21 protein-coding genes are annotated in these 18865 nt (G+C 45.3%); 12 read left to right on the plus strand and 9 right to left on the minus strand.

What is annotated here, in order from left to right; translation table 11 throughout:
• Positions 1-188 precede the first annotated feature (188 nt).
• Positions 189-1148, minus strand: a complete 960-nt coding sequence (locus tag BCU12_RS22475) for a flagellar motor protein MotB (RefSeq protein ID WP_102406924.1) — start codon at positions 1146-1148, stop codon at positions 189-191.
• A gap of 10 nt (positions 1149-1158) precedes the next feature.
• Positions 1159-1923, minus strand: coding sequence for a flagellar motor protein PomA (pomA, locus tag BCU12_RS22480; protein ID WP_102406926.1), 765 nt, complete (start codon positions 1921-1923; stop codon positions 1159-1161).
• 427 nt (positions 1924-2350) lie between these two features.
• Between pomA and xseB the strand changes: the two genes are divergently transcribed.
• From xseB to dxs, 3 genes are read left to right on the plus strand one after another with little or no spacing between them, the layout of a single operon-like run.
• On the plus strand, positions 2351-2593 hold the full coding sequence (xseB, locus tag BCU12_RS22485; protein WP_102406928.1) for an exodeoxyribonuclease VII small subunit: 243 nt from the start codon (positions 2351-2353) through the stop codon (positions 2591-2593).
• Between the two features lie 15 nt (positions 2594-2608).
• On the plus strand, positions 2609-3493 hold the full coding sequence (gene ispA / locus BCU12_RS22490) for a (2E,6E)-farnesyl diphosphate synthase (RefSeq protein ID WP_102406930.1): 885 nt from the start codon (positions 2609-2611) through the stop codon (positions 3491-3493).
• Positions 3494-3512: 19 nt separating this feature from the next.
• Positions 3513-5390: a 1-deoxy-D-xylulose-5-phosphate synthase gene (gene dxs, locus BCU12_RS22495; RefSeq protein WP_102406932.1), complete on the plus strand. Its 1878-nt coding sequence runs from the start codon at positions 3513-3515 to the stop codon at positions 5388-5390.
• Positions 5391-5572: 182 nt separating this feature from the next.
• Here dxs and BCU12_RS22500 read toward each other — a convergent pair whose 3' ends face one another.
• From BCU12_RS22500 to BCU12_RS22515, 4 genes are all read right to left on the minus strand, one after another.
• Positions 5573-6574, minus strand: a complete 1002-nt coding sequence (locus BCU12_RS22500) for a linear amide C-N hydrolase (RefSeq protein ID WP_102406934.1) — start codon at positions 6572-6574, stop codon at positions 5573-5575.
• Between the two features lie 123 nt (positions 6575-6697).
• The gene (locus BCU12_RS22505; protein WP_102406935.1) at positions 6698-7573 is read right to left on the minus strand and encodes a LysR family transcriptional regulator; all 876 of its coding nucleotides are present in this window, start codon (positions 7571-7573) and stop codon (positions 6698-6700) included.
• A gap of 11 nt (positions 7574-7584) precedes the next feature.
• Positions 7585-8325: a tRNA pseudouridine(65) synthase TruC gene (gene truC / locus BCU12_RS22510; RefSeq protein ID WP_102406937.1), complete on the minus strand. Its 741-nt coding sequence runs from the start codon at positions 8323-8325 to the stop codon at positions 7585-7587.
• The gene (locus BCU12_RS22515; RefSeq protein WP_102406939.1) at positions 8319-8639 is read right to left on the minus strand and encodes a YqcC family protein; all 321 of its coding nucleotides are present in this window, start codon (positions 8637-8639) and stop codon (positions 8319-8321) included. The genes truC and BCU12_RS22515 overlap by 7 nt, the downstream gene beginning before the upstream one ends.
• An 86-nt stretch (positions 8640-8725) precedes the next feature.
• Between BCU12_RS22515 and BCU12_RS22520 the strand changes: the two genes are divergently transcribed.
• On the plus strand, positions 8726-9766 hold the full coding sequence (locus BCU12_RS22520; protein WP_102406941.1) for a DUF3549 family protein: 1041 nt from the start codon (positions 8726-8728) through the stop codon (positions 9764-9766).
• Positions 9767-9908: 142 nt separating this feature from the next.
• Positions 9909-10208: a DUF3301 domain-containing protein gene (locus tag BCU12_RS22525; protein WP_102406943.1), complete on the plus strand. Its 300-nt coding sequence runs from the start codon at positions 9909-9911 to the stop codon at positions 10206-10208.
• Here the strand turns inward: BCU12_RS22525 and BCU12_RS22530 are convergent.
• The gene (locus BCU12_RS22530) at positions 10168-10674 is read right to left on the minus strand and encodes a GNAT family protein (RefSeq protein WP_102406945.1); all 507 of its coding nucleotides are present in this window, start codon (positions 10672-10674) and stop codon (positions 10168-10170) included. The two genes, BCU12_RS22525 and BCU12_RS22530, sit on opposite strands and share 41 nt — an antisense overlap.
• An 808-nt stretch (positions 10675-11482) precedes the next feature.
• Here BCU12_RS22530 and BCU12_RS22535 point away from each other — a divergent pair.
• Together BCU12_RS22535 and BCU12_RS22540 are read left to right on the plus strand one after the other, a co-directional pair.
• Positions 11483-11776, plus strand: coding sequence for a hypothetical protein (locus tag BCU12_RS22535; protein ID WP_102406947.1), 294 nt, complete (start codon positions 11483-11485; stop codon positions 11774-11776).
• A complete protein-coding gene (locus tag BCU12_RS22540; RefSeq protein ID WP_102406988.1) occupies positions 11776-12219 on the plus strand; it encodes a YaiI/YqxD family protein in 444 nt (147 codons plus the stop codon). Before BCU12_RS22535 ends, BCU12_RS22540 begins: the two co-directional genes overlap by 1 nt.
• A gap of 209 nt (positions 12220-12428) precedes the next feature.
• On the opposite strand, the gene BCU12_RS22545 is transcribed toward BCU12_RS22540, so the two are convergent.
• The gene (locus BCU12_RS22545; RefSeq protein ID WP_102406949.1) at positions 12429-14018 is read right to left on the minus strand and encodes an AbgT family transporter; all 1590 of its coding nucleotides are present in this window, start codon (positions 14016-14018) and stop codon (positions 12429-12431) included.
• Between the two features lie 359 nt (positions 14019-14377).
• Between BCU12_RS22545 and tsaA the strand changes: the two genes are divergently transcribed.
• From tsaA to BCU12_RS22570, 5 genes are all read left to right on the plus strand, one after another.
• Entirely contained in the window at positions 14378-15073 is a 696-nt protein-coding gene (tsaA, locus tag BCU12_RS22550) for a tRNA (N6-threonylcarbamoyladenosine(37)-N6)-methyltransferase TrmO (protein WP_102406951.1), read from the plus strand.
• Positions 15074-15188: 115 nt separating this feature from the next.
• On the plus strand, positions 15189-16904 hold the full coding sequence (locus BCU12_RS22555; protein WP_102406952.1) for a proline--tRNA ligase: 1716 nt from the start codon (positions 15189-15191) through the stop codon (positions 16902-16904).
• Between the two features lie 171 nt (positions 16905-17075).
• On the plus strand, positions 17076-17744 hold the full coding sequence (locus BCU12_RS22560; protein WP_102406954.1) for a tellurite resistance TerB family protein: 669 nt from the start codon (positions 17076-17078) through the stop codon (positions 17742-17744).
• 166 nt (positions 17745-17910) lie between these two features.
• Positions 17911-18114, plus strand: coding sequence for a YaeP family protein (locus BCU12_RS22565; RefSeq protein ID WP_102406956.1), 204 nt, complete (start codon positions 17911-17913; stop codon positions 18112-18114).
• Between the two features lies 1 nt (position 18115).
• Positions 18116-18307 (plus strand): DUF4250 domain-containing protein, encoded by a 192-nt coding sequence (locus tag BCU12_RS22570; protein ID WP_102406958.1) that lies wholly within the window; start codon positions 18116-18118, stop codon positions 18305-18307.
• A 64-nt stretch (positions 18308-18371) separates the two neighbouring features.
• On the opposite strand, the gene BCU12_RS22575 is transcribed toward BCU12_RS22570, so the two are convergent.
• Positions 18372-18677 carry a DUF3622 domain-containing protein gene (locus BCU12_RS22575; protein ID WP_102406960.1) on the minus strand — a complete coding sequence of 102 codons (306 nt, stop codon included), beginning with the start codon at positions 18675-18677 and terminating at the stop codon, positions 18372-18374.
• Positions 18678-18865 lie beyond the last annotated feature (188 nt).

The raw sequence follows: 18865 nt of genomic DNA on the forward strand, positions 1-18865 counted from the left end.
CGCGTACACGCAACATGGTTATCTGCTTGCATTGCCATCGTTTCCAATGGTCGCTGGATAATAACCGCTCTATAAGGGCGCAAGATTATACACGAGGACGCAGATAGAAAAAAGGTGAGCATAACACTCACCTTTTGATTCCGTTTCACTGAGCTTGAGATTGACTCATCACTGGCTTTCAGTCATCGCTATTGCTCCGGAATAACCGAAGGAACCTCATCACTATAAAGAGGCTCACCCTGCATGATGCTTATCTCTACACGGCGGTTTCGAGATCGCTGAGCTGCCGTATCATTCGGGCCCAAAGGCGCTGTATCTGCCATGCCTCGAACCCTTAGACGCTGATGCGAGAACCCTCTCACTTTCTCCATCTCTTGAGCCACAGATACTGCTCGTTGAGACGAGAGATCCCAGTTGGAACGATAAAGCTCAGAATCAAGACGCTGATCATCAGTGTGCCCTGATATACGAACAATCCCAGGAACATCTTTTACAAGGTCAGCAATTTGCCGTACCAAAGGCCTAAATTTAGGCTGCAAGAACGCCGACCCTTCCGGGAACGCCCCTTTCTCACGGATTCGAATCACGATCTGTTGGCCTAAATTCTCAACCTCAATCGCACCCTCTGCAATTTCTCGCTCTAATGCTTTCTTAATCGCTTCCTCTAGCACCTCAAGCTCTTGAGATTGGGCTTGAGCTTGTTGCTGCTGTTGTTGTTGCTCTTGCGGGTCGGTATTTTGGTTATCTTTGGTTGACGTTTCAGGCGATTTACCGCCCGTCTGTTTTCCTTTGTCACGCTGATTGCCACCCGCTCTGTCTGATTCCCCTTCATGAAAATCGAGCGTCTGCTGGGTAATATCAATCGTTTGCTGCATGATGACGTCAATTGGCGTTGGTTCTGGTCGCCCGGGTCTAAACTCTTGCGCAATGATACTTGTCCCTTTCGGAATGTCTTTAACTTCCAAACGGTTTTGTACACCGAAAGCAAATTTCATCGAACCTGCAATCTGCTTGAACTTCAGTACATCCATCTCTGAAAACGAGAGTAGCAGTACGAAAAAGCACATCAGAAGCGACATCAAGTCAGCAAACGTCCCCATCCACAGTGGCAGTCCGGGAGGGGGGCATTTTGGTTCTTCTTCATCCATACCGCGCTCCTTACTCGTTATCTACGTCTAGAGAACGTTTACCTTCATTGAGGTAGTTCTTCAGATAACTGTCGATAACACGAGGGTTCTGTCCATCTTGAATAGCGAGAACACCATCCATGATCAAACGGCGGTTCAGTTTTTCTTGTTCACGTCTTAATGACAGTTTGTCAGCGATAGGGAAGAACACCATGTTCGAGAGAATCGCACCGTAAAGCGTGGTCAACAAGGCAACCGCCATTGCGGGCCCAATGGATTTTGGGTCATCCATGTTGGACAGCATCGCAACCAGGCCGACTAGCGTACCGATCATACCCATCGCAGGTGCAACATCACCAAAGGCTCGAAACACACTGGCACCAAAGTCGTGACGTTCATCGGTTAATACGATGTCTTTTTGTAATGCCGCACGAACCACATCCGCATCGTGGCCATCGACCAATAAATCAATGCCTTTCTGCATAAAGCCATTGGTTATTTCCATCTCTTCTAATGCAAGGAAACCACCTTTACGCGCGGCATCCGCCATCTCAACGACTTTCGCGATTAAGTCTTCTGGCTCATCCACTTTAAACATGAAGGCTTTACCAGCAATCTTTGCAGCGCCAAAGAATTGCCCCATGGTAAATTTCATCAATACAACGAAGGTAGAGCCACCTACAACGATCAATATCGAGGTGACATCAATGAACATCATGATGCTTCCGCCAAGAATCATCGCCATGATGACAAAGGCAAAACCACCAATCAGTCCTAATAGCGTTGCTAAATCCACAAAGCACTCCTCATGCTAACTATCAGCGAATATGTGATCGATACCAATCAAAAATGCACAATGCGACTGCTCAAATTGACGTTCTTCAATATTCTTAATAGTTGGTATTTTTTTGTCAGTTAAATAGTTATCGGCCCGATCATAAGATCTTTAACTAAATTATTGGAATGCCTTCAAACTATTTCACCACACAGATCAATATATAGTGACATTATTGCTAGTTTTTTTATCACAATGGCCAACGGTTTTATGGATAAGCCATCACATAAATCATTCAGGCAAGCTTGGGACTACCATTTAGGTATAGAAAAGAGACCGTTTTAGCTCCACTTTTCTAACAATTTCTTTTGGTTAAATTTGACCATCACCACGCCCTAAGGTAACTTTCGTCCATCTTTCTCAACTAGGCAGCTAAACTAGATAGATTATGGCGAGCAAAAAACCAGAAAACATGTCGTTTGAGGCAACCATAGACGAACTCGATTCCTTAGTTGATCAGTTAGAAAATGGAGATTTAGCCCTTGATGACGCATTGAAGAAATTCGAACGTGGCATCTCATTGGCTCGAGCAGGTCAAACAAAACTGAGTGATGCTGAACAGCGTGTCAGTATTTTACTGCAGAATGATGATGACGCTCCTCTAAGCTCATTTGAATCTCCATCGGAATAATATAGAAGACCCGCTATGATTGAAGCGTTGACCGCTTATCAACAACAAAATAACCACGTGCTCAACTCGTGGTTAGATCGCTTGCCGTATCAAAATAAAACCCTAGTTGACGCCATGCGTTACGGCCTATTGTTAGGTGGTAAACGTGCAAGGCCGTTTCTCGTCTATGCGACAGGAAAGATGTTAGGTTGTGATGAAGCTCATCTCGACACCCCTGCCGCTGCCGTTGAATGTATCCATGCTTACTCGCTCATCCATGATGATCTCCCAGCAATGGATGATGATGAACTTCGCCGTGGCCACATGACTTGTCATATTAAATTTGACGAAGCCACTGCTATCTTAACGGGTGATGCCCTTCAAACCCTTGCTTTTACTATCTTATCTGAAGGTGAACTCTCTCAAAATGCAGAAGCCTACCGGATTAAAATGGTGCAATTCCTGGCTCAAGCATCGGGTGCGCAAGGTATGTGTGTTGGGCAAACATTAGATTTGGAAGCGGAAAACCGTCAAGTCACACTTGAAGAGCTTGAAGAAATCCACCGAAATAAAACCGGTGCGTTAATCAAATGTGCGGTTCGACTTGGTGCACTGGCTGCTGGAGAAAAGGGAATTCAAGTTCTACCGCAGTTAGATAAGTTTGCCGATGCCATTGGCCTTGCATTTCAAGTGCAAGATGACATCTTAGATGTTGTCGGCGACACCGAAACACTTGGAAAGCCTCAAGGCTCAGACCAAGAATTGAATAAAAGTACTTACCCTTCTTTACTTGGTTTAGACGGTGCAATCACGAAAGCACACACTCTATTGAACGAAGCACTTCAAGCTTTAGAATCGATCCCTTACAATACACGATCACTTGAAGAGTTCGCCCGATACGTCATCGAACGCAAGAACTAAACATAATAAGCGCAATACTATGACTCTTGATATTTCAAAATATCCAACATTATCACTGGCCAACACACCAGATGAGCTACGAAGTCTCCCTAGAGAAACGCTGCCTAAGCTGTGTGACGAGCTTCGTACATACCTATTGAACTCAGTGAGCCAATCTAGTGGCCACTTAGCTTCAGGCCTTGGTACTGTCGAGTTAACGGTCGCCTTACACTATGTCTATAAAACACCCTTTGATAAATTAATCTGGGACGTGGGCCATCAAGCCTATCCACATAAAATTCTGACGGGTAGACGCGACCAAATGTCCACCATTCGCCAAAAAGATGGATTGCATCCATTTCCTTGGCGTGAAGAGAGCGAGTACGACACGTTATCTGTCGGTCACTCTTCGACTTCCATCAGTGCAGCACTCGGTCTCGCAATCAGTGCCGAAAAAGAGAAGAAAGGCCGTAAAGTTGTCAGTGTCATTGGTGATGGTGCGATCACCGCAGGCATGGCTTTCGAAGCGATGAACCACGCAGGCGATGTACATTCTGACATGCTGGTTGTTCTGAATGACAACGAGATGTCTATCTCTGAGAACGTTGGCGCACTGAATAATCACCTAGCGCAGGTGTTATCGGGTAATCTATACACCTCTATCCGCGAAGGCGGTAAGAAAGTACTTTCTGGCGTTCCACCCATCAAAGAACTGGTGCGTCGCACAGAAGAGCACCTAAAAGGGATGGTGGTTCCAGGCACACTATTCGAAGAGTTAGGGTTTAACTACATTGGCCCAGTCGATGGCCATGATGTCAATGAACTCATCAAAACACTCAAGAATATGCGCGAGTTAAAAGGCCCGCAATTCCTGCACATCATGACCAAGAAAGGCAAAGGCTATGAGCCTGCCGAAAAAGATCCGATTGGTTATCACGGTGTACCGAAGTTTGACCCGAGTCATTCTAGCCTTCCAAAGAGCGGTAGCTCAAAACCGACCTTTTCCAAAATTTTTGGCGACTTCTTATGTGATATGGCTGCGCAAGACCCTAAATTAATGGCTATCACACCAGCCATGAGAGAAGGCTCTGGAATGGTTCGTTTTGCGAAAGAGTACCCAGAGCAGTTCTTTGATGTCGCTATTGCAGAGCAACATGCGGTCACTTTAGCAACAGGCATGGCTATCGCAGGTGACAAACCTATCGTGGCTATTTACTCAACCTTCTTGCAGCGTGGCTACGATCAACTGATTCATGACGTAGCGATTATGGATCTTCCAGTCATGTTTGCTATCGACCGCGCAGGATTAGTAGGAGCAGACGGCCAAACTCACCAAGGCGCATTCGACATAAGCTTTATGCGATGTATTCCGAATCTGAGCATCATGACGCCAAGCGATGAAAATGAGTGCCGTCAAATGCTGTATACCGGCCACCAACACACCGGTCCTTCCGCGGTTCGTTACCCAAGAGGCAGTGGTTGTAGCTCAACAATCGATTCAACGTTTACCTCTCTAGAAATAGGTAAAGGTCGTTTGATGCGAAACTCGAGTAAGACAGAGGGAAGTAAAGTCGCGATTCTGAACTTTGGTACTTTCCTGCCTGATGCCTTAGAAGCGGCAGAAAACATGGATGCAACCGTTGCAGACATGCGATTTGTAAAACCGCTCGATGAATCGTTGGTTCGTGATCTTGTCGATAGTCACGACGTTATTGTGACTCTAGAAGAGAATGCGATTGCCGGTGGTGCAGGTGGCGCCGTGATCGAGTTTATGATGAGAGAGAAGCTGCTCAAACCGGTACTTAACCTTGGTTTGCCAGATCGCTTTATTGCACAAGGTTCGCAAGAAGAGCTGTACACAGAACTAGGGTTAGATGCGAAAGGAATTGAAGCGTCAATCAATGCATACCTCACATAAACACAACGGAGCTTACTCAAACTAGGGCCGTACAATTAGAGATAAGACGAATAAGTAAAGTGGATGTCCGGTAATCTCTTTTCGTACACCCTACCCTTACCTCTGGCTTTAGCAAGAAAATAGGCAAATAAAAAACCCTCGTTAGTACGAGGTTTTTTTAGTCAAAAGTGGCTTACGCTCTACTATTGGTACATTGCCTGTGGGTGAATACCCATAACTTGACGTTCAGCTTTATTGGTTTCAAACATATCAAAGTTATATTTCTCGCCGTTCCATGTATCGTGGCGGTCTAGCACCCATTCACCATTGTTGCGATCCGTGTATACCGTCCACAATGTAGGGAATACATCACCCACATTTTTATCCAGTTGGTCATAACCAGCAAATGAAGTAGCGCCTGCTGCTTTGATTGCTACTTTAGCCGCCTCTGTGTCTGTCACGTTGCGGCTGTACATATCAGCGAGCACAGCCTTAGCACGTAAACGTCTGTCATATGGGCGAATACTAGAATCACCAACCGCAGATTCTTTATCTAGAGTCAAATGAAAGCTGAACTCAGGGTCATTCGACATATAAGCGGAACCCTCTTCTGTATACACTTTCATTTCACCAGCAATGAACTCTACAACTGCAGTGTTGCCCGCTTTGTCGGCAAATTGATAGTGAACAGGAGCGACTTCAGAGCAGTGTTCCATGTCATTATGTGGCGGTAAACCACAAACACCATTATTCACAACATCAACGCCTTCTAACGCAGCGACGACTTCATCAACCGATTTAAAGTTATCCACTGCCCAAGATGGGACATTGAGCGCATCAACATCTGGTCGGCCCTTCGTTGGTTCCGAAAACTCAGTGTAATCCTTACCCAAATATAGGATTCTAGCTTCAAGCCCTTCTTCATTCATCGCTTCTGCAGCGATACCAGGAAGAAAACTAACCACTTTCATTGATGCGTATTTTGATTTCGCTTCTACACCGTCATTGCCCGTTGCGTACGTATTTTGAATGCCGGCACCATCGCCAACGACTTTAGCATCATCATGACCAAACCAGTCCATTGTACGAACCGATAATGCTGCCTCTCCGTTATTGTAAACCGATGTCGTACATGCCTGTGCTGTTGCGGCAATACCTGCAGTAACTGTCGCTGCTAACGCTAAAGTTAAGACTGTCTTTTTCATGATGAACCCTTCTGATTTATCTCAATTTGAAAAGGAACCGTTTCGCTGTCCCTTTAAGTTGTTTGTATATTAACGAGATAAATTCAATGGCTCGAGTTACCGCCTTTAAGTTAAACTTACAGGCTAATCGATTAACCCATCAATCAAAGTCATTCCAGCCACACCTATCGCTTGTGTCCATGTAATGTCGATAGGCCATGTGAGGGTACTGTTTAAAAAGTCGACTTGGAGCTGAACTAATTGACCACTTTCGACGAGTGGTTGCGCAAGTTGAGAAGGATAGAACGCGAATCCCATCCCCGATAGCAGCAGTTCTCGGATCTGATACAACCGGTCACATTGCACGACTTTTGGGCTATGTCGCATCGACTCAACAAGATCAGCCGTCGCAACCCTCCCAATACTTGGCAAAAGTTGAACGTACTGTGCTAAGTCAGCATTACCAATACCAGCTTTGATTCTTGCCAATGGGTGCGATGGGGCGCAAACAAAGCACCAATGAATTTCATCAACCGTACTTATCTCGCATCCTCTTTTTGGAATCAACCCAGAAGGAGCAATCACCATATCCGCGCCCGACTCTCCTAACTCACTCAATCCAATCTCTTCGCTGTCTACTAGCACAAGTTCCAACTCTGGGTACTGATGCATAAGTTGAATGATCGCTTCTTGAAACCTTGGAAAAAAAGTCAGTCCATGAAGTGCGATGGTGAGTGTCGGCTCCACCCCCGATTTCAAGGACTTGGCCTTCTTCTCGATGGCATCAAGACGAGGAACAAGCTCAAGCCCTTGAAAATAAATAACCTTTCCAGCCGCTGTTAACTCTGGGGCTTTACCTGCTCGACGCTCAAACAAGATAATATCAAGATCAATTTCCATGTTTTGGATGACTTGATTGACCGCAGATGCACTGACTCCAAACTTTCTCGCAGCCGCTGAAAAAGAGCCATGCTCTACAATAGCGTTCAGGTACATGAGTCTTTCTGTGGTTATTAGCATCGGCTATTCACCTACTTGGTGTCTGAAATATGAATGGGAGACTGCCATCCGAAACTCTCCATTAAAGATAGCCACGAGTCGTCAAATTGTGCAGTGAGAGTCAGTAATTCGTTCGTGTATGGGTGTTTGAACGAGAGTTTTGATGCATGCAGTAACAAACGGCGAGTATCATAATGCTCTCGATAGAGACGATTGTGCTTACCATCACCATGAGTGGTATCACCAACAATAGGGTGCCTTAGATGAGCCATATGACGACGTAGTTGGTGCTTTCTACCTGTCTTAGGCTTCATTTCCATCAAGCAGTAACGGCTGGTCGGAAAGTGGCCTGTGGAATAAGGCACTTCTACCTTTGCCAAAGGCTTGTATAACGTCACGGCATCCTGAGCTTCTTTCTCTTGTGACGCGAACTTATCCGCAATTTTATCCAGCTCAACTTTTAGTGGGTAATCCAGCTCGCCACCTTCTTCTATCCAACCTCGAACAATGGCGTGATAGGTCTTCTCCATTTCATGGTTGGCGAACATTGGCATCACTTGAGAAGCCACCTCGCTCGACAAGGCAAACACCAACACACCAGAGGTCGGCCTGTCTAAACGGTGTAGAGGGAAGACGTGTTGGCCAATCTGATCACGCAATGTCTGCATGACAAATTGCGTTTCGTGCTTGTCTAGCCAGCTTCGGTGCACCAACATTCCAGCGGGTTTATTCACCGCAACCAAGTACTCATCTTGAAATAGAATTTCTAACATGATTTCACGGCCTCATCGATCTTTTGTGTGATCATTACGACGCTCCGATAATCAGGTTGTCCTTGCCAAGCCTGCTGGAAATATGGGGCGATGGAAAAGCCAGTGGGTAGATTCGCATTTTGCTCTATCAACGTACGGATCTTTGGAATGAAAATCCACTGAAGCCATTGTTCAGGATTTAGCGTATCCACGGCAAATGGTTGAGTGCTATTGAGCGCCGATTGGCTAGGTCTTTCAGCCTGCCAAAGCTGTTTTTTGTGAAGCTCTTGCTGCAGTTCATCAAGCAAAAGAAAAAGTTGTGCAGATTGGGTCATGAATCACTCTGAAAATTAACACTAGGCCTTGAAATTACGCGCTAGGATACCATGTAATAGGCATAGAAACTCAAGGTCAATTCTCCATGGAACATATTCATACCCTGTCGGAGCTACTCAAAAATAGTGGCTGCCAATACAAGATTTTTGATCTTGGTCGACGCATTAAAACGATTGAAAACAATACCTTCTTGCGTGTAGAAAAAGGGCAACAACCCTACCCTTTCCCGCTGCAACGAAAAGCACATTTGGCCGTCGCTTATTGGAATGAAGAAAATCAGCCTTGGATTTGGTTTTTAAAATTTGAACTTGATGAGCGTGGCTTGCTGAAACAAGCAGATGTCGGAAACTTTCTAAAGTTTGTTATCGAAGCGATGGGGACTCGCATCAGTCAGGATATGAGTGAAGATCAGCAAGAAAAATTGGCGAATAACCCCTTCACCTATAAGCCTAGTGAAGACAAAATGGCGGTGTTTAACAGCCAAATTAGGGCTGAGCTTGATCTCCCAACCAGTCAATACTATGAGCATGCACAGCACTACTTTACCGGTGATCTAGGGTGGAATAATTGGCAAACAGTTGGGCTTCAGGGTATTACTGATCTTTGTGCTCGACTTGGTCAAGCACAAAATGGCGTCATGGTTCGCAAGGCGATTTCACATTTACCGAATGAACCTCTTTACGCGCTTCTTGGTGCTTTAGAGCATACCAATCTACCAACCAAGCTTGCGAACACGCTTAGAGAGTTAACGGCGAAAGAGATAGAATCGAAAGAACCCGATTTATTCTTACTTTCAGCGTTATGCCGAGCGCTTGCTGGCGCAGATAACTCAATTTCCCTGCCAATCATTCAGTTAATATTGGACAGCCCACGTCTCAGTCATCAAGAAGTCTTAATAGGTATCGCAGGGCGCTCATGGCATCTTCTTTCCGAGCCTGAAGTTGCCGAGCAATTTCTCTTGAGACTCGCTCAAACAGGAAACCAACCTCTGTTTAATCAGCTTTTCTCTGATCTTGTAATGCTTCCAGAGCTTCGAATGGTGATATTGCCACTTCTCCATTCAAGCCCATCTGAAGAGTTAGCGAACGCCCTATTGTTACTTCAGAAGACAACGTACTCGTCATGATCTCGCGTTGAACGATTAATTAGAGAGTTTGTAGTATCCATTACGCTTAACTCTCTTGCTTCTTCTTATCGCTACATAACATGAATCACCGTCTTAACTCACATACTTAATGCACTAGCCTGAACGCTAAAAAGGATACGCTGTGATAGATAATTTATTGGCCATCGTCGCACTCAGTTGCGTCTGTTTTCTGTTTTGGCAACAGCGTCGACAGAGCGAGTTAGCGAAAGCGGCGATTGAGAGGAAATGTAAACAGCTTGACCTACAACTGGTCTCGGTTGCGCTTGGCCAGCACAAGCTTAAAACCCCGAAAGGCTCCTGGCGATGGCACACCATTTATCATTTTGAGTTTTCATCTTTAGGCGATGATTGTTATCAAGGTGAGCTGACGATGATGGGGTTTAGGCCAATGAACTTTCACCTGCCACCACATCGCTTGTAAGCTGATACTCGTAATAAGGCCCGTGAATATCGTGGCTCTGCCCTACCCGATGAAAGCCTGACTTTTCTAGCAGTTTAATCGAAGCCACGTGGTGAGTATTGGCGGTGGCTATCACTTTATTGAGCGACAGTTCTCGATACGCCTTAGGCATAAACGCTTTTAAGGCTTCGCTCGCCAAGCCTTTACCCCAATACGCTTTATCGAGAATGATCCCTAATTCGGGGGCTGAATCTAGATTGGAAATAAAGAGATGCCCTATGTACTCTCGGTTGTAGTTATCTAATACGGCCATGCAATACATCGATGAGTCATTGAGAACGCGATCAAATAATACTCGAGCAGAAGAGACCGTATGAGGGCCATTCATGTCGGCACAGTTCTTCACGCAACAGTTAAGCATCAGAAATTCTGATTGCAGTGATTCACTGTAGGGAAGTAGCATTAATCGCCTAGTGACTATCGTCATATCTCATCCTTGATAACGACTCGTAAAAGGTTTCCGTGAGCGCCAAAATAGAATGGCGAAAGTTAAACCAACTAACCAAACCAATCATTGATCTCAGCTAGTATTTGATATTGTTATTGAGTTTTTTGTCAAAGGGAAGTGCTATTGCACAAAATAAGAAAAACCCCGACACTTGCGTATCGGGGTTATAGTCTTACTCGCAGCAGTCCGGCTACTCTTTAATGCTCCATGCATCATCCATAATAGTGGCTGAATCCATCAGCATTTCCGTACGTCGCCGTCCTAGCGGTGTCCTATTCGTCCTGATAGCCAACAATCCTAGTTAGCACTCATCACTTGTTCCTTGAGCGGTGTCCATTGCATCTTCCTGATGCTGTTCCTACCTCTTCCTAGAGGTGTCCATTGCCGTTCCTTGTAGCTACCATCCTAGTAACCAATGTATCCGTACAATGTCCTTCGCTTCCTGCTGGCCGCTATCCTAGCCAGCCTCATCTTCTTCCTGAAGATAACCAAGTCCTTGGTTGTTCCTATTCCGTATCGAACTCCTTTCGACAGGTTCTAATTTACGCCATTTCGGTATTTAAACAATCACTACCAAAGATAAATAATCCTAAGCAAAAACAACCAATAAAATAATAAACATAAAATTCAACACCTTAGCCAATGAGAATGTAAAATCACTATTCATTTTATGTATTTATCTCACGCTCAATGTAAGAGATCTCGCACAACACGACGACACTTTTGATATTCGCCAAATTCACCAATAAAACGTATCATGCGAGAATAATGATTTAAGGAGTCTAGGATGCTTACTCAAAACGTCACCGATGAACTAACGACAATCATGTCGAGCCTAACGCAAGAGGGTAAAGAGCCAACGGTTGCGCTAGTAAAAGCTCGCCTCAGTAGCGCAGTTCCAATGCCTGCACTTATCACGGCCATTAAAAGCTGGAAAGCATCGAACCGCGTTCCAAAAGTAGAGATAGCGGCTTCAACGCCATCAGAGCAAGATAAGATCACCACTCTAGAGCAACAGGTGAACGAACTCCTTACTCGAGTTAGCGCTTTAGAAGCGCAATTAAACGGGAAGCAATCATGATGCAAATTTGGGTCGATGCTGACGCGTGTCCAAAAGTGATCAGAGAAACGATTGTTCGCGCAGCAGAGCGTACTGGTGTGCAGTGTACTTTTGTCGCAAACCACGTCGTTCCCGTGCCAAAGCGAAACAACATACATTCAATTCAAGTTCCTGCAGGCTTTGACATTGCCGATAATGAAATCGTCAAAAGAACCAACTCCGGTGACCTTGTCATCACCTCCGATATCCCCCTCGCAGATGAAGTCATCACAAAAGGCGCATTGGCGCTGAATACCCGTGGCGAGCTTTACACAACAGAAACCATCAAGGCTCGCCTTAACATGCGTGACTTTATGGATACACTGCGTTCCAGTGGAGTCCAAACGGGAGGCCCAGCAACACTTTCTCAAACGGATAGACGAGAATTTGCTAACCATTTGGATAGAATCTTAGCCAAACGTTAATTGAGTTCTTAACCAAAGAGCAATAGATTCATTGCTCTTATTACTCTCCTACATCCGCTCACCATGAAATTTTGGTTGGTCATTAGAGGTTGGGATCACGTATCGATTTACTGGTCTATAACTTTGCTGCTTTATAACAATGCGGCTTGAATAAAAAAACCTGCGAACAACGCAGGTTTTTCTTTTTGATCGATAGAATCGAATAAAGGCTATGGCGTGTAGTACGTCGCCGCGCCTGGTCCTACAGGTAAGCCTAGAAGGAATACCCAGATGTAGAACATCAAGCTCCAGCCAACCATGAAGACGACCGAGTATGGAAGCATCGTCGAGATCAATGTACCAATACCTAGATTCTTCATGTAGCGAGTCGCGACCGCAAGGATAAGACCGAAATAGCTCATCATCGGTGTGATGATATTCGTTGTCGAATCACCAATACGGTATGCCGCTTGAATCGTTTCAGGCGCGTAACCGACAAGCATCAACATTGGTACAAAGATAGGTGCTGTTACCGCCCACTGAGCAGAAGCTGAACCGATCATCAGATTGATGAATCCACACATTAGAATGAAGGCGAAGAATAACGAAGGTCCAGTCAAACCGATGTTTTGTAGGAAACTTGCACCACCAACCGCAAATACTTGGCCAAAGTTAGTCCAGCTAAAGAAAGCAACGAACTGAGCGGCAAAGAACACCAATACAATGTACATGCCCATTGAAGACATTGATTTCGACATTGCATTGATCACATCACGATCGTTATTCATCGTTCCAACTACACGGCCATACACAAAACCTGGGATTGCAAAGAACACGAAGATAAACGCAACGATACTTCTTAGGAAAGGAGAGCCAGCAATTTCGCCCGTCACTGGGTGACGTAAAATGCCATCAGCAGGAACAATCGTCCAAGCAAGCAGTGCACTCACAACCAAAATAGCGATACCCGCAAATTTAAGGCCTTTCTTCTCAACAGCAGTCAGACTACCCATAGAGTCATTAGAAAGGTCTTCAGCGGCATCTTCTTCGTTGTATTTGCCCAGTTTCGGCTCAACAATTTTCTCAGTCACAAATGCGCCAGCAAAGGTAATGAAGAAGGTTGAAACAAACATGAAGTACCAGTTCACTTCAGGACCCACAGTATAAGTAGGATCCATCATCTGCGCTGCAGTTTCAGTGATGCCAGATAGCAACGGATCAACCGTACCAATAAGCAAGTTAGCTGAGTAACCACCAGACACACCAGCAAACGCTGCAGCAAGACCAGCAAGAGGGTGGCGACCTAACGAATGGAACATCATAGCTGCAAGAGGGATTAGAACAACGTAGCCCAGCTCAGATGCTGTATTCGAAATGATACCAGCGAAAACGATAGCAACCGTCACCATGCGCTTAGACGCACCCATGACCACGCCACGCATTGCTGCAGATAAAAGACCAGAATGCTCAGCAATCGCAACACCCAACATGGCAACAAGTACAGTACCTAGTGGTGCAAAACCCACAAAGTTGCTGACTAAACTGGTTACGATGCGTTGTAGCCCTTCCGCATTCAGTAAGCTCACAACATGAATCATACCATCAGCAGCACGGCCGCTTGCGCCTTCAGGGCGTGGGTCGATGACAGAAACTTCAAAGTAACCGGCAATACCAGAAGTGACGAGTATCGCGACACAGAAAATGGCAAAGAGAGTAATAGGATGAGGTAACAAGTTCCCCAAATATTCTACAGCATCAAGAAAGCGCGTAAAAATCGGCTTTTTTGGCGAGTTTTGTTTAATCGAAGCAGATGAACTCATCTGGTCCCTCCATTGTGTTTGCTTGTAATTTCTAATTTATTTTGTTTTTAACCTTACGCTGTCAATACGCAGGGCTGCCGCAGATTACTTTACAGATCGTAAAAACAGAAGCCTAACATGTAACAAAAAACCTCAAAGGACAGTAGGGTTAACCAGTTAATAACAAGCAATCAGAGCTTATAACTAAAGAAACACAACAAGTTATCTAAAAAAAGATAATTAACAGTGTGTCAGCTATCTGTAACTACTTATTCTTGGTGCATTTTTGTTACCATGCGTTTTCATCAAAAAAACTGAACCATAAATGGTCTATATAAAATTGATGGAACCATCCAAAACACAAAGTTGTGAGGTCACGCGTGTATTCAATCGAACCCATAGGCACTATTCAGACGCCATATAAGGAAAAATTCGCTGTCCCTAGGCAGCCGAGATTGGTGCCAAGTGCAACGTCGAGAATCAAACTGATCGGCCAAGCCAACTGTTTAGAGTCCGTTCGAGGGCTTAACGAGTTCAGCCACGTTTGGTTACTTTTTCTATTTGACAAAAATCTTGAGGCTGGCTGGAAGCCAACCGTTCGACCACCAAGATTAGGGGGAAATGAACGAATGGGTGTGTTTGCTTCGCGAGCCACCTTTCGCCCTAATGGAATAGGCATGTCTGCAGTTGAAGTGACGGGGATTACCCAAGAAGGTGACCAAGTCTATCTAGAATTAGGCAGTGTCGATTTGGTTGACGGCACTCCGATTGTCGATATCAAACCTTACATTCCCTACTCAGATTCAATACCAAACGCTAACGCGAGCTACGCGGAAGAAGAACCAGACACCATTGACGTCATCTTTACCGACCATGCGTTAGCATCGCTCAAGCAACGCGATGATGCTGACATGAAAAAAATCGTCATCACGCAGGTTCTCGCACAAGACCCTCGCCCGGCTTACAACAAGAAAAAGCCAGACACGAAAGAGTACGCCGTCAATTTGTTTGATTTTAATGTCAAATTCACCGTTTCAGGAAACTTAGTGACGGTAACGACAATAGAAGACTTTTGACAAACACATTTGACTGCTATTATTGCTGGCTACCACTTTTTCCTATGCAACGATCGACCGTCATAACAATGGCTGCGATGCGGACGCATATTAACTAAGATGAACGGATAAAATAATGCGCACCAGTAACTATCTTCTTTCTACCCTGAAGGAGACTCCAAACGACGCTGAAGTAATCAGCCATCAGCTAATGCTACGCGCGGGCATGGTCCGTAAACTGGCTTCAGGCCTATATACTTGGCTACCTACTGGTTTGCGAGTATTGCGTAAAGTTGAAAACATTGTTCGTCAAGAGATCGACAACGCTGGCGCTGTTGAAACCTTGATGCCTGTTGTTCAGCCCTTTGAACTTTGGGAAGAGACGGGTCGCTCTGAGACAATGGGCCCAGAACTGCTTCGTTTTACCGATCGCCATGAGCGTCCGTTTGTATTAAGCCCAACAGCAGAAGAAGTGGTAACCAGCCTTGTTCGTAATGAAGTGAACTCATACAAACAGCTACCTCTTAACCTGTACCAAATTCAAACTAAATTCCGCGATGAGCGCCGCCCTCGTTTTGGCGTCATGCGTGCGCGTGAGTTTTCGATGATGGATGCCTACAGCTTTGATATCGATAAAGAAGGCCTAGAGAAATCTTATCAGGCGATGCACGACGCTTACTGTAAAGCGTTCGATCGTATGGGCCTAAACTACCGCCCAGTATTGGCAGACTCTGGCGCTATCGGTGGCAGCGGTTCTCAAGAATTCCACGTACTTGCAGAAAGCGGCGAAGACCTCATCGCATTCTCTTCTGAGTCGGACTACGCAGCAAACATTGAAAAAGCGGAAGCTCTGGCGCCAACTACTGAGCTTGCAGCGCCTACTCAAGCGATGGAACTGGTGGATACACCAAACGCAAAAACCATCGCTGAGCTTGTTGAGCAACACGGTCTAGCCATTGAAAAAACGGTTAAGACTCTATTTGTTAAAGCGTCTGACGACGTTGAAGCCGACATCATCGCATTGATCATTCGCGGCGATCACGAGCTTAACGAAGTAAAAGCTGAAAACCTTTCACAGGTTGCGTCTCCACTAGAAATGGCGAGTGAAGCAGAAATTCGTGCTCTTATCGGTGCAGGCCCAGGTTCACTTGGCCCTGTAGGCCTAGAGTTGCCATTCATTGCTGACCGCTCTGTTGCTGTCATGAGTGATTTTGGCGCTGGCGCAAACGTAGACGGTAAGCACTACTTCGGTATTAACTGGGGTCGCGACGTTGAACTTACTCAAGTTGAAGACCTACGTAACGTTGTAGATGGCGACCTGAGCCCATGTGGTCAAGGTACACTCCAACTGAAACGTGGTATCGAAGTCGGTCACATCTTCCAACTGGGTACAAAGTACTCGGAAGCAATGAACTGTAACGTACTTGGCCCTGACGGTAAGAGCGTCACTCTAGAGATGGGCTGTTACGGTATTGGTGTGTCACGTGTTGTGGCATCCGCTATCGAGCAAAACCACGACAAGTTCGGCATCATTTGGCCAGACGCACTTGCGCCTTTCCAAGTCGCTATCGTGCCTATGAACATGCACAAATCAGAGCGTGTGAAAGAAGCCGCTGAGAATCTATATGCAGAATTAACAGCAATGGGTGTTGAAGTGCTGTTTGATGATCGTAAAGAACGCCCTGGCGTAATGTTCAAAGACATCGAGCTTGTGGGGATTCCACACACTATCGTTATCGGTGATCGCAGCATGGATGAAGGCAACTTCGAATACAAGAACCGCCGTGCAGGTGAGAAATCAGCCGTACCAATGACAGACATCATTGAGCACATCGAAGCTCAGCTTAAATAAGCCTTAACCGAATAAAATATGTCCTCAAAGGGTTAGTCGATTGGCTAGCCCTTTTTCTTATCTCGTGCATTCTAGCGCGTGAGTAAATACACATACCTTCCGATTATTCGTTGTTAATCTTCTATTCATTATCACTCCTTTAGACTGCATGTTAATCAACAGGAGGTGTACATGAATTTAACCAGTCTTCTCAATCAAGCGCTAAAGTCTGATCTCGTCAAACAAGGGTCAGAAAAGCTTTCTCAACACGCTTCCAGCTTAAGCTCTAAAAGTAACGACAGCAGTAAACTAAAAACACTGGGCGCTGGCGCTATTGGTGGTGGATTAGTGGGTGTTTTGATGGGTTCGAAAAAGACCAAGAAAATCGGCAAAAAAGCGGTCGGTATTGGTGGTGCTGCCGCACTGGGCGCACTGGCTTACAAAGTCTATAACGACTACCAATCTAAACAAGGCCAAACACCCAATGCAGAGCAGGCTCAGTTTGATGAAAATGATGCCAACCACAGCGTACTGATTCTACGGTCAATGATTGCCGCGTCTAAAGCTGATGGCCATGTCGATGAAGAAGAAATGGCGAAAATAGAACAAGCCGTGGAAAGCATGGGGGCAGACTATCAAATAACGAAACTGGTGTCAGAAGAGCTGCACAAACCGCTCGATCCCAGCGAGATCGCTCAGCTAGCGACGTCACCGCAACAAGCAAGTGAGATCTACTTAGCCTCTTTGATTGTGGCCGACGAGCAGAACTTCATGGAAAAGGCCTACCTTAAAGAACTCGCTAAGCAGCTCAACCTTGCCGATGAGGTTACTTATCAGCTCAAACAACAAATATCAGGCTAGTCGGTAGTATCTGGTTAAACGACAAGCCAGAAAAGTGATACGTCGTACCACAAGAAATGAGATATTGAGCAAGAACAAACTAACTCGGATCTTCGTCAGATCCGCTTTGTTTTTGCTTTTCTCTATGTGTATATTGAGACCAGTTATCATTTGGTTAGGTATTAAAATGAAAGTATACGATTGTTGTGATTTGGTGCGTGAACTGTATTCTCAAATCGGCAGTGGCGATCAGGGCTACATTCCGAAAGCAATCACTTGCGCAGTAAAGACATTAAATGACCTTGCAGCAGATGCTTCTCTTCCTAAAGAAGCGCGCGAGCGTGCAGCGTTTGCTGCGGCAAATTTGCTGATCTCAGATTTCGAGGACTGATATGAATCTCGCGAATTTTGAAAAAATGGATCCAGTGATGCTGATGAGCATCGTCAACATGAAGTTACGTGATGACTTTGGAGGAGATTTGGATCAGCTCGTTGTGTTTTTCGACATCGATAAAGCCTCGTTAGAAGCTAAGCTATCAAGCGCTGGGTTTGATTTTCTTCCTGAAGCCGGTCAGTTTCGATAATCACAAACAAGTAAAAACAAAAAAACCGCCCATTCGGCGGTTTTTTTATGGGTGATGCTATCGATTACTCGGCATCATCTTCAGCGGCTAAGCGAGCTTCTCTTCTTTGCTCAGCTTCACGGGCCAGTTTCGCTTCACGCTCTTCACGTTCTTGGCGTTGAACACCTTTACGTTCATTACGCTCAGCTTGGTTCTTAACAAAACCAGCCAGCTCTTTTTCAGCCCAAGCTTGCGCTTCAGCTTCTGTTTCAAAGCCCATTTCACGCTTCGATACAACAACTTTACGAGAAGTCACTTGGCGTGTAATTTCGGCAGCCCAACCCGTACGTTTCTCAACAAGACGGATTGCAAATTTTTTATTTGACGACATTTTCATTTTCCTAAGGGATTAATCAGGGATTGCCCAACGCTAAGAAATCTATCTATATTGAGCGCGTTTAAAACCATCCCTTGGTAAGCGCGGTATTAGACCATAAAAAAACACTCTTTGCTGCTGTTTTATTAGATCAAATAGCAAGCTATATTATTCGTAAACTCACACTAGCAACGAATCCTTTA

The sequence above is a fragment of the Vibrio sp. 10N.261.55.A7 genome (assembly GCF_002877365.1).
Classification (GTDB): Bacteria; Pseudomonadota; Gammaproteobacteria; order Enterobacterales; family Vibrionaceae; genus Vibrio.